This is a genomic window from Clostridium acetireducens DSM 10703, assembly GCF_001758365.1.
Classification (GTDB): Bacteria; Bacillota; Clostridia; order Clostridiales; family Clostridiaceae; genus Clostridium_C; species Clostridium_C acetireducens.
The window spans coordinates 23,108-32,561 of record NZ_LZFO01000030.1; the positions used below are offsets into that span (position 1 = coordinate 23,108).

Below are 9,454 nucleotides of genomic sequence, written 5' to 3' on the forward strand. Positions count from 1 at the left end.
AGCTTAAATTTTTAGACTATTATAAAGTTCATCAAAATCCATATATTTTGTTTTACTTAAAAATATCATATTAGATATTATTAAGTTAGCTAATTTATAAGAAGATAAATCAGAAGATATATTTTTATTTTGTTTTTCATATTCTATTAAATCCATAATAGAATTAGCAAAAGATTGGTAGCCTTTGCTAGAGTGGTGATTTTTTTTATAACCATTTAACATAGCTATTTCATAAAATATACTTATATATTTAGTTATGAAATCATCCATACTTAAATATATTTCATATAATTTTTCTTTTAAGGGTATATTAGAAAACTTCAATTTATTTATTAACTTCATTGTTTTTTCCCAATCGTTTCTGAAAATTTCATTAACTAGTTCTTCTTTATTAGAAAAATAATTATAAAAGGTTCCTATGCCTATATTACACCTTTTTACAATAAATCGTATATTTAGCTCTTTATAACTTTTTTCAATTAAAATTTTTTTACCTTCTTCTAGTAATTTTTCTTTTACATTTTCAATTATTTTAGGCATAAAAACCCTCCTATTACATAAAATTGATTTGTACATAAATAAAGATTGTACTGATTTAAAATATCAGTACAATCTTTATTCTATTGGATATTTTGAAGTTTTTCAATACCTACTTCTATTCTTTTTAATGTTTCTTCTTTTCCTATTATATCTGCAATTTCAAAAGCTCCTCCTGGAGTGAATTTTTTACCAGAAACAGCAGTTCTAAAAGGCCATAGTATTAATCCATTTTTTACTTCTAGTTCTTTAATTAAATTCATAGTGGAATTTTTTATATTTTCAAAATTCCAATCATCAATATCTTTTAAAACAGGTAATAATTTATTTAAGCTATCCAGTGAATTTTCGTAGTTAGTTTTCATTTTTTTGTGAATATACATATCTGGAGAATATTCAGGTAAATCTTCAAAGAAATCTATTTGTTCAGGTATTTCACTTAATAATTCACATCTAGATTGAACTAACTCACTTATTTTTAATAAGTCTAAATCTTTATGTAATACTTCTTTGTAGTATGGAAGAGCCAGTTTATGGAATTCTTCTAAGCTTAATTTTCTTATATACTCTCCGTTCATCCATTTTAATTTTATAGTATCGAATATAGCAGGAGCCTTATTTATATTCATAAAATCAAAATTTTCTTTAAGTTCTTCCATAGAGAATATTTCTTGAGTAGTACCAGGATTCCAACCTAGTAAAGCAATGTAATTAATAACTGCTTTCTTTAAATAACCTTTTTTTAACAAGTCTTCAAAAGAAGCATCCCCATTTCTTTTACTTAATTTATTATGGGCATCTTTCATTATAGGAGGACAATGAACATAAATAGGAACTTCCCATCCAAAAGCTTCATATAATCTATTGTATTTTGGAGCAGAGGATAAGTATTCACTTCCACGAACTACATGAGTTATACCCATTAAATGGTCGTCTACCACATTGGCAAAATTATAAGTTGGAAGACCATCAGATTTTATTAAAATCATATCATCTAATTCAGAGTTATCAACAGAAATTTTACCATATATTTTATCATTGAAAATAGTAGTACCAGTAGTAGGATTGTTTTGTCTTATTACATAAGGAACTCCTGAGTCAAGCTTTTCTTTTATTTCTTCTTTAGATAAATGCAAACAATGCTTATCATATCTATAAGGTCGTTTTAGAGCTTCTGCATTAGTTCTTATTATATCTAAACGTTCTTTGGCGCAGAAACAGTAATAAGCTTCTCCCTTTTCTATTAATTTTTTAGCATATTCTAAATATATGTTTTTTCTTTCGCTTTGAACATAAGGACCTACAGGACCGCCAATATCTGGACCTTCATCATGCTTAAGACCTGTAATTTTTAAAGTATTATAAATTACAGATACTGCATCTTCTACATATCTTTCTTGATCTGTATCTTCAATTCTTAATATAAAGTCTCCATTTTCATGTTTAGCTATTAAATAAGCATACAAGGCAGTTCTTAAATTACCAACATGCATATAACCTGTTGGACTTGGGGCAAATCTTGTTCTAACTTTACTTGTACTCATACTTTTCACTCCTATATTTATTTTTTATAACATAAAATATATTATTTGATTAAAATCAAATAGTTTATTAAAATAAAAACCTCTCATCGCTTGGACGAAAGGAATTAAAATAAGATACGTTTAAAAGTATTATACCATATCATTTAAATAATATAATAATGGCTATTTTATGTCAAGAATTTTGTGTTGTTATATATGGTTTTTATATATACAATATTATATGTGCAAATATTATGTAAAAGGATGGGGTAAAATGAAAGAAAAAAAGATTTATTTTAAGTTTAATAAATTTATAGTAGTTGCTTTTATATGTATTATATTGTTAATTACAAATTTAATTTTTAGCTTTAAATTTTTAAAAGAAAATAAAATTAAAGATTCAAGTATTATATATGAAAGAATATCAAAAATTTGTGAATTATCTACTATTAAATATAATTATTCTAATGTTTTAGCTGTAAAAGATGCTAAAAAATTTAATGGAGTAGATATTCCATTAACAAAAAAGTCATTTTTAGTAAAGTATGATGGGTATATAAAAGCAGGTATAGATTTAAAAAACTCAAATATAAAAACTAATGTTGAAGGGGATAGTGTAGAGTTAGTATTGCCTAAAGCAAAAATACTAGATCATTCAATTAATGAAAAAAATATTTTTGTATATGATGAGCGTTCAGCTATTTTTAATAAACTTACTTTGAAAGATATGATAAATGAAATATCTGATGAAAAGAAAAAAGTTGAGGAAGATGCTATAAATAGAGGCATATTAAATGATGCAAATAAAAATGCAGAAAATTTATTAAAAGATATACTAAAAGATATGAAATTTAAAAATATAAAAATAATTTTTAAATGATTATTAATAAGATATTAAAAGAATAAATGAGAAATATAAAGAAAAATACTATTATTTAAAAGGTGTATACCATATAATAAAATTGACTTATGTTAATAATATTGTTATAAATAATATAGCACATATAAAATATAATATACATTAAATGGTTCGGTTAATATGTTTTATATTATACTGATTTACTATAAATAATAAATTGTAAAAACATAATGTAATTTTAAATTAATATTAGTATATATTTATTTCATAATTATTTAATAGGAGGCTTTATGTTATGGTTAAAGTTGGTATTAACGGATTTGGAAGAATAGGTAGACTTGTATTAAGAATAGCTCAAAGAGATTTATATAAGGATTTAGAAATTGTAGCAATCAATGCTAGAGCGGATAATGAAACACTTGCACATTTGTTTAAGTATGATTCATGTTATGGAAGATTTGATGGAGATGTAGAAGCTACAGAAAACGGAATAAAAATAAATGGAAAAGAAGTAAAGGTTTATAGAGAAAAAGAACCAAAAAATTTACCTTGGAAAGATTTAGGTATAGATATAGCTATAGAATCAACAGGAATTTTTAAAGATAAAGAAAAAGCAATGCAACATGTGGAAGCAGGAGCAAAAAAAGTTATAATTACAGCACCAGGAAAAAATGAAGATGTAACTATAGTTATGGGAGTAAATGAAGAAGAATTTGATGCAGAAAAGCACGTTGTAATATCAAATGCTTCATGTACAACAAACTGTTTAGCACCTTTTGCTAAAGTATTAGATGAAAAGTTTGGAATAGTTAGAGGATTAATGACAACAATTCATTCTTATACAAATGATCAAAGAATATTGGACAAGACTCATAAAGATTTAAGAAGAGCTAGAGCTGCTGCAGAATCAATAATACCTACAACAACAGGAGCAGCAAAGGCTGTTGCTAAAGTTCTTCCAAACTTAAAAGGAAAACTTAATGGATTTGCATTAAGAGTTCCAACTCCAACAGTATCTATAACTGACCTTGTATGTGAACTTTCAAAAAATGTTACTGTTGAAGAAATAAATAAAGCTTTCAAAGAAGCTTCAGAAGGAAGCATGAAAGGAATACTTGGATATTCAGAAGAACCATTAGTATCTGTTGACTATAAACAAGATGATAGATCCTCAATAGTAGATGGACTTTCAACTATGTTAATGGGAGATAACTTGGTAAAAGTAGTTTCTTGGTATGATAATGAATGGGGATATTCTTGTAGAGTTGTTGACCTTGTAAAATATGTAGCAGAAGAAATGAAAAAGTGTAATCAAATAGCAGGCTAAAAATTGAGCTGTCCATTAATTAATGGACAGCTTTTAATTATTTTTTATCTGCAAATTATCTCAATCATTTTTTATACAATCTTTAATTTTTTCTAACAATAGATTTTTATCCATATTTTCTATATCATCTATGGAATTTATTAAAGATATTATTTTTGACTTTATAGTGCTTTTTTCTATTCCTGGTATAAAGGTATCACCTAAATTAGGCATAGAACAACTATAATCGTTAGACAATAATAATTGATAAAAGCTATTTCTGGATTCATCATCTCCATGAACTAATAAAATGTGTTTTGGCTTTGATTTAAATTTCATAAGCCAATCAAACAGACCTTTTCTATCGGCATGACCAGATAAAGATTGTAAATTATATATTTTAGCATTCACAGCTACTTCTTCTCCAAATAATTTAACTTTTTTAGAGCCATTTAAAATTTCACTTCCCAAAGTTCCTTCCGCTTGATATCCTGTAAATACTATAGAGCATTCTTTTCTCCAAAGATTGTGTTTCAAATGATGCTTTATTCTGCCAGCTTCACACATACCGCTAGCAGATATTACAATTATACCATTTTGTATTTTGTTAATTTTAATAGACTCTTCAGGAGATTTTGTAAATTCTAGACCTTTGAATATTAGTGGATCATCACCAGAATTTAAAAGTTTCTTAGCTTCTTCGTCAAAGTATTTAGAATAATTTCTAAATATTTTTGTAGATTCATAAGCTAAAGGACTATCTACATATACAGTTATATTTTTAAGAATATTATTTTCAACATAATTATTTAATTCATATAAAATTTCTTGTGTTCTTCCTACAGCAAAGGATGGTATAATTACATTTCCACCTCTTTTAAAAGTATTTTTTATTATATCTGATAAGCTTTGCAATTCAGAGTTTGTATTTTGGTGAAATCTATTTCCATAAGTTGTTTCCATAATTAAATAATCTGCTTCATCTACAATAGAAGGATTTTTTAAAATGGGTATATTTAAATTACCTAAATCGCCAGTATAAACTAATTTTGTAGTTTTGTTATTTTCACATATTATCATTTCTACTATAGCAGAACCTAATAAATGACCTGCATCTATAAATCTTAATTTAAATCCATCAAAAAGTTCAATCCAATTATTATAAGGATAACCTTTAAACAAATACATAGATACAGTAGCTATTTTAGATGTGTATAAAGGTTCAATGGGATCTAGTCCTTGTCTTAACCTCTTTCTATTTTTCCATTCAGTTTCAGTTTCTTGTATATGTCCACTATCTTCTAACATGATTTTACACAAGTCTAATGTTACATCTGTGCATATAACTTTGCCTTTAAATCCTTGTTTATATAGCAATGGAATTCTTCCGCTATGATCTATATGGGCATGAGATAATATAACATAGTCTATATCTTTAGGGTTAAAGTTAAAAGTTTCATTACCTCTTTCTTTTTCATCTTTACCTTGATACAAACCACAATCTATAAGTATATTCTTACCATCAATTTTTAATAAATGGCAAGAACCTGTAACACATCCAGTTGCACCATAAAATTCTATTTTCATAATAATCGTCTCCCTTTATAATTTTTAAAATTAAAATTTACATAAATTGATGATTAAATTATATCACGTTTTCATATAATTAAAAATTTTAAGGATATTAAAATACATTAAAAAAATATATGCTTTAAAAATATTTGTGGTTTTGATAAAATATAGTTTAAAGTAATGTTTAGGAGCTGCGTTGTATGAAGTTTAATTTTAAAAGCCACTTAAATAAAATAATAATATTTACTAGTATTATTATATTAATATTAATAATTTTAATAAATAAGGATAAAATACCTTGTATAAATGTAAATAATATTATTAAGTTTGTTTCTAGCAAGGGAAGATATGCAATAATATTTTTTATAGCTATATATGCTTTAAAGCCTTTTATTATAATAATTCCAGCAACTATACTGACTATAGTAGGGGGAACTTTATTTGGACATTTTACTGGGTTTTTATTAAGCATGATAGGTTTTTTTCTATCTGGAACATTAGCTTTTTTATTAGCTAAAAAATTAGGAAGACCTTTTGTGGAAAAAATAATTAAAAGAAACAATGTATATTTAAGTGATAATATTGAAAATAATCAATTTATAATAGTTTTTTTATTAAGATTTATACCAATATTTCATTATGATATATTAAGTTATGCTCTTGGTCTATCTAAAATAAGGTATAAAAACTTTATTTTAGCATCTATGTTAGGAGTAACTTTAGAAACTATATGTTATTCATATATGGGACAAAATATATTTAATCCGAAATCTTATAGATTTATTATTCCTTTTATTATAATTTTGGTTATATCTTTAATAGCAGTATTTTTAGGAAAAAAAAGATTTGTTAATTGTGTAAGAAAATATGATAATGAAAAATAAATTTTAATGAAAAGTATTTAATATTTATAAACCCTATGAAAACATAGGGTTTTGTTATTGACGAATATAATTTTCTAGCGTGTTTTTTTAATTTTTAATTTTATATGTATAATTATTGAGGAAACTACAACTATAATTACTAATAAACAAAATGAGTATAATAAAATGTTATTTAAGAATAATGTTTTATTATCTATGTTTGTAAATATTTCATAAGAATTTTCAGTTTCTCTTTGCTTTATTGTTATAGTTCCTATGCTTTTTTTATTGTTAAAGTTGAAAGGATTTATAGTATTTATTTTTATACTATTTTTAATTTCTTTAGAATTTACATCATTATAGAAGTAATTAATATCTTCATTACAGAATATTGATAAATCTATAGTTTTAGTAGGTCCAATAAATATTAAAGGTTTATATTTTATATTTTCTGTACTTATTATTTCATATTTTTTATAAAGGGGAATTTTTTTAGTAGAATAACTCCAATCAATAATTTTTTTCATATCGTCAAATACAAAAGAGTCTTTAGGGTCATATTCAGAATTAAGCACTATTCCTGCAATTTTTCTGTTGTCTCTTTCAAATATAGCAGCTAAACATCTACCAGCTTTATCGGTATATCCTGTTTTTCCTCCTATGCATCCATATTTTCCTAGGAGTTTATTAGTATTATTAATTTTTGCTGGTTTACCTTGTGTAGAATTAATTTCACTAGTTTTTTTATTAATAGTTTCTCTAATCCAATCATTAGAAAAGGCTTGTCTAGTTATTATGCTTAACTCGTAAGCAGTAGTATAATGATTAGGATTATGAAGCCCATTTGGAGTAACAAAATGAGTGTTTTTTAAACCTAGTTCTTTTATTTTTTTATTCATTAAGTTAGAAAAATTTTCACTATTTCCACTTATATTATCTGCTATCGTATAAGCTATATCATTTGCAGAAAATAAAAGCATAGCATCCATAGCATCTTTTGAAGTCATTTTTTCGCCTATTTCCATAGGTTTTACTTGTTTTCCTAATGAGGATATAGGTTGAATTTTTGATTCTTTTGTATAGATAAGCATATCTGTTTTTGATTTGTTTTCAGCTAGTAAAAGTGCTGTTAAAAGTTTAGTGGTACTAGCAGGATACATTATTGTATCAATATTATTGCTATATATAATTTCGCCTGTATCTATATCTATAGTAATAGCTGATTTACCGTGAATTTTAGGTACATCATTTTTAGCAAATGCAGTTAAATTAAAAAACAAAATAAAAATAATAGTCAATGTATAAATTTTCTTTTTCAAAAGGCATCTCTCCAGTTTTTGCTTTAAAGTCTTATTTAATAGTTTAAAAAATTTCAATTTCAGTGTATACTTTTTATAGTATAACACTAATAGTAAACAATGACAATTTATATTTGTAGGAGGCAATTATGATAAGTAAAGTTTGTGATATAAAGGAAATAAAAGATATATTTAAAAATAGAAAAAAATCATTAATAGGAAAATATGGTAAAAGTGCAGTAATGATTTTTTTAATTGAAGAAAATGAAGAAATATATATATTATTTGAAGTAAGAGCTTATGATTTAGATAAACAACCAGGAGATATATGTTTACCAGGAGGCGGCATAGAAAAAGGAGAGAAGCCTTTAGAGGCAGCTATAAGAGAATCTATAGAAGAGTTAAATATACAAAAAAATGATATTGATATAATAGGGGAAATGGATTATTTTATAAGTCCTTATGGATTTATTATTTATCCTTTTATAGCCAAATTAAATAGAAAAAGTATATTTCCAAGTAAGGAAGAAGTAGATCATATATTTAAAGTACCTTTAAATTTTTTTATGGAAAACAAACCTATTGAACATGAAATAGGTTTAGTACCTAAAATAAAACAAGATTATCCTTTTGAATTAATATATAATGGTAAAAATTACAAGTTTAATAAAGGCAAAATTAAACACTACTTTTATTTATATAATAATTATGTTATATGGGGAATAACCGCAACTATAATAAAAAGTTTTATTGAAATTATAATTGATAAAAAAAATAATATCATATAAATTTAAAATTCATAGGATATTATTTTTTAATTTTATGCTTCAATTTTATCTTTTTTATTAGACACTAATAAGGAAATTACAATAAGAGCCAAATATACAAATATATATAGCATAGATATTAATGAAGTATTAAAATAAAATTTTAAGTATATAAACAATAAAATAGAAACTATTGCCCAAAATAAAGAAACATAAGACATTCTAATATTTCTTTTTTTCCATAATTCAGGATTATTCATAGCGCCTATTATTTTATCTTTTGAATCATTTGACTCTGAAGTTTTAGAAATAAGTATTCTAAAATACAGATAAAATGCTATAGATAGAATACCTATACCTAAAAGTAAGTAAGATAAAGAAATACTTGAAACGTACAACATAAAACACCTCTCTTTTATCTTATAATATTAATAGTATGTGCAAATATATTTATTTTAATAATAAAGTAAAAAAATTTCATTTATGAAGACCAGCTAGTAAAAGTCAATAAAAAATTTTTAAAAGTTTATTTTTAAAAAAATGTATGACAAAAAGGCATTGCTCAAAGAACGAACAATACAAAAATTGGTAACAGTTTTTGTGGCCGATTAGGCTGCCGGATTATTGGAGTTTTCAAGATACATTTTATGATGAATTTTTGGTAAACGCTGCTCGTATTCTTTTTGATCACGTAGAACAGCAAAAATATAGTTAACAAGTTTATGCATA

General features: G+C 24.6%; 9 protein-coding genes. 4 read left to right on the plus strand and 5 right to left on the minus strand.

Features of this window, described 5'->3' with window-relative positions:
• Positions 1-3: 3 nt before the first annotated feature.
• Positions 4-540 carry a TetR/AcrR family transcriptional regulator gene (locus tag CLOACE_RS09115; RefSeq protein WP_070110800.1) on the minus strand — a complete coding sequence of 179 codons (537 nt, stop codon included), beginning with the start codon at positions 538-540 and terminating at the stop codon, positions 4-6.
• Positions 541-620: 80 nt separating this feature from the next.
• Positions 621-2,081 (minus strand): glutamate--tRNA ligase, encoded by a 1,461-nt coding sequence (gltX, locus tag CLOACE_RS09120; protein WP_070110801.1) that lies wholly within the window; start codon positions 2,079-2,081, stop codon positions 621-623.
• A gap of 253 nt (positions 2,082-2,334) precedes the next feature.
• On the opposite strand from gltX, the gene CLOACE_RS09125 reads away from it, so the two are divergent.
• Both CLOACE_RS09125 and CLOACE_RS09130 read left to right on the plus strand, forming a co-directional pair.
• Positions 2,335-2,940: a DUF4230 domain-containing protein gene (locus CLOACE_RS09125; RefSeq protein ID WP_070110802.1), complete on the plus strand. Its 606-nt coding sequence runs from the start codon at positions 2,335-2,337 to the stop codon at positions 2,938-2,940.
• Positions 2,941-3,214: 274 nt separating this feature from the next.
• Positions 3,215-4,246 carry a glyceraldehyde-3-phosphate dehydrogenase gene (locus CLOACE_RS09130; RefSeq protein ID WP_070110803.1) on the plus strand — a complete coding sequence of 344 codons (1,032 nt, stop codon included), beginning with the start codon at positions 3,215-3,217 and terminating at the stop codon, positions 4,244-4,246.
• Positions 4,247-4,306: 60 nt separating this feature from the next.
• Here CLOACE_RS09130 and CLOACE_RS09135 read toward each other — a convergent pair whose 3' ends face one another.
• Complete coding sequence (locus tag CLOACE_RS09135; RefSeq protein WP_070110804.1) at positions 4,307-5,812, minus strand: MBL fold metallo-hydrolase; 1,506 nt, start codon at positions 5,810-5,812, stop codon at positions 4,307-4,309.
• A gap of 185 nt (positions 5,813-5,997) precedes the next feature.
• On the opposite strand from CLOACE_RS09135, the gene CLOACE_RS09140 reads away from it, so the two are divergent.
• Positions 5,998-6,681 (plus strand): TVP38/TMEM64 family protein, encoded by a 684-nt coding sequence (locus tag CLOACE_RS09140; protein ID WP_070110805.1) that lies wholly within the window; start codon positions 5,998-6,000, stop codon positions 6,679-6,681.
• Between the two features lie 74 nt (positions 6,682-6,755).
• Here CLOACE_RS09140 and CLOACE_RS09145 read toward each other — a convergent pair whose 3' ends face one another.
• Positions 6,756-7,979, minus strand: coding sequence for a D-alanyl-D-alanine carboxypeptidase family protein (locus CLOACE_RS09145; RefSeq protein WP_070110806.1), 1,224 nt, complete (start codon positions 7,977-7,979; stop codon positions 6,756-6,758).
• A 128-nt stretch (positions 7,980-8,107) separates the two neighbouring features.
• Between CLOACE_RS09145 and CLOACE_RS09150 the strand changes: the two genes are divergently transcribed.
• On the plus strand, positions 8,108-8,746 hold the full coding sequence (locus CLOACE_RS09150) for an NUDIX hydrolase (RefSeq protein WP_070110807.1): 639 nt from the start codon (positions 8,108-8,110) through the stop codon (positions 8,744-8,746).
• Positions 8,747-8,778: 32 nt separating this feature from the next.
• Here CLOACE_RS09150 and CLOACE_RS09155 read toward each other — a convergent pair whose 3' ends face one another.
• The gene (locus tag CLOACE_RS09155; protein ID WP_084027605.1) at positions 8,779-9,126 is read right to left on the minus strand and encodes a hypothetical protein; all 348 of its coding nucleotides are present in this window, start codon (positions 9,124-9,126) and stop codon (positions 8,779-8,781) included.
• Between the last annotated feature and the right edge of the window lie 328 nt (positions 9,127-9,454).

What these genes read in the sequence shown, in the direction of transcription:
- CLOACE_RS09125 (WP_070110802.1), top strand. Translation starts at nt 2,335, where the DNA reads ATGAAAGAAAAAAAGATTTATTTTAAGTTTAATAAATTTATAGTAGTT.
- CLOACE_RS09135 (WP_070110804.1), bottom strand. Translation starts at nt 5,812, where the DNA reads ATGAAAATAGAATTTTATGGTGCAACTGGATGTGTTACAGGTTCTTGC.
- CLOACE_RS09150 (WP_070110807.1), top strand. Translation starts at nt 8,108, where the DNA reads ATGATAAGTAAAGTTTGTGATATAAAGGAAATAAAAGATATATTTAAA.
- CLOACE_RS09115 (WP_070110800.1), bottom strand. Translation starts at nt 540, where the DNA reads ATGCCTAAAATAATTGAAAATGTAAAAGAAAAATTACTAGAAGAAGGT.
- CLOACE_RS09155 (WP_084027605.1), bottom strand. Translation starts at nt 9,126, where the DNA reads ATGTTGTACGTTTCAAGTATTTCTTTATCTTACTTACTTTTAGGTATA.
- CLOACE_RS09130 (WP_070110803.1), top strand. Translation starts at nt 3,215, where the DNA reads ATGGTTAAAGTTGGTATTAACGGATTTGGAAGAATAGGTAGACTTGTA.
- gltX (WP_070110801.1), bottom strand. Translation starts at nt 2,081, where the DNA reads ATGAGTACAAGTAAAGTTAGAACAAGATTTGCCCCAAGTCCAACAGGT.
- CLOACE_RS09140 (WP_070110805.1), top strand. Translation starts at nt 5,998, where the DNA reads ATGAAGTTTAATTTTAAAAGCCACTTAAATAAAATAATAATATTTACT.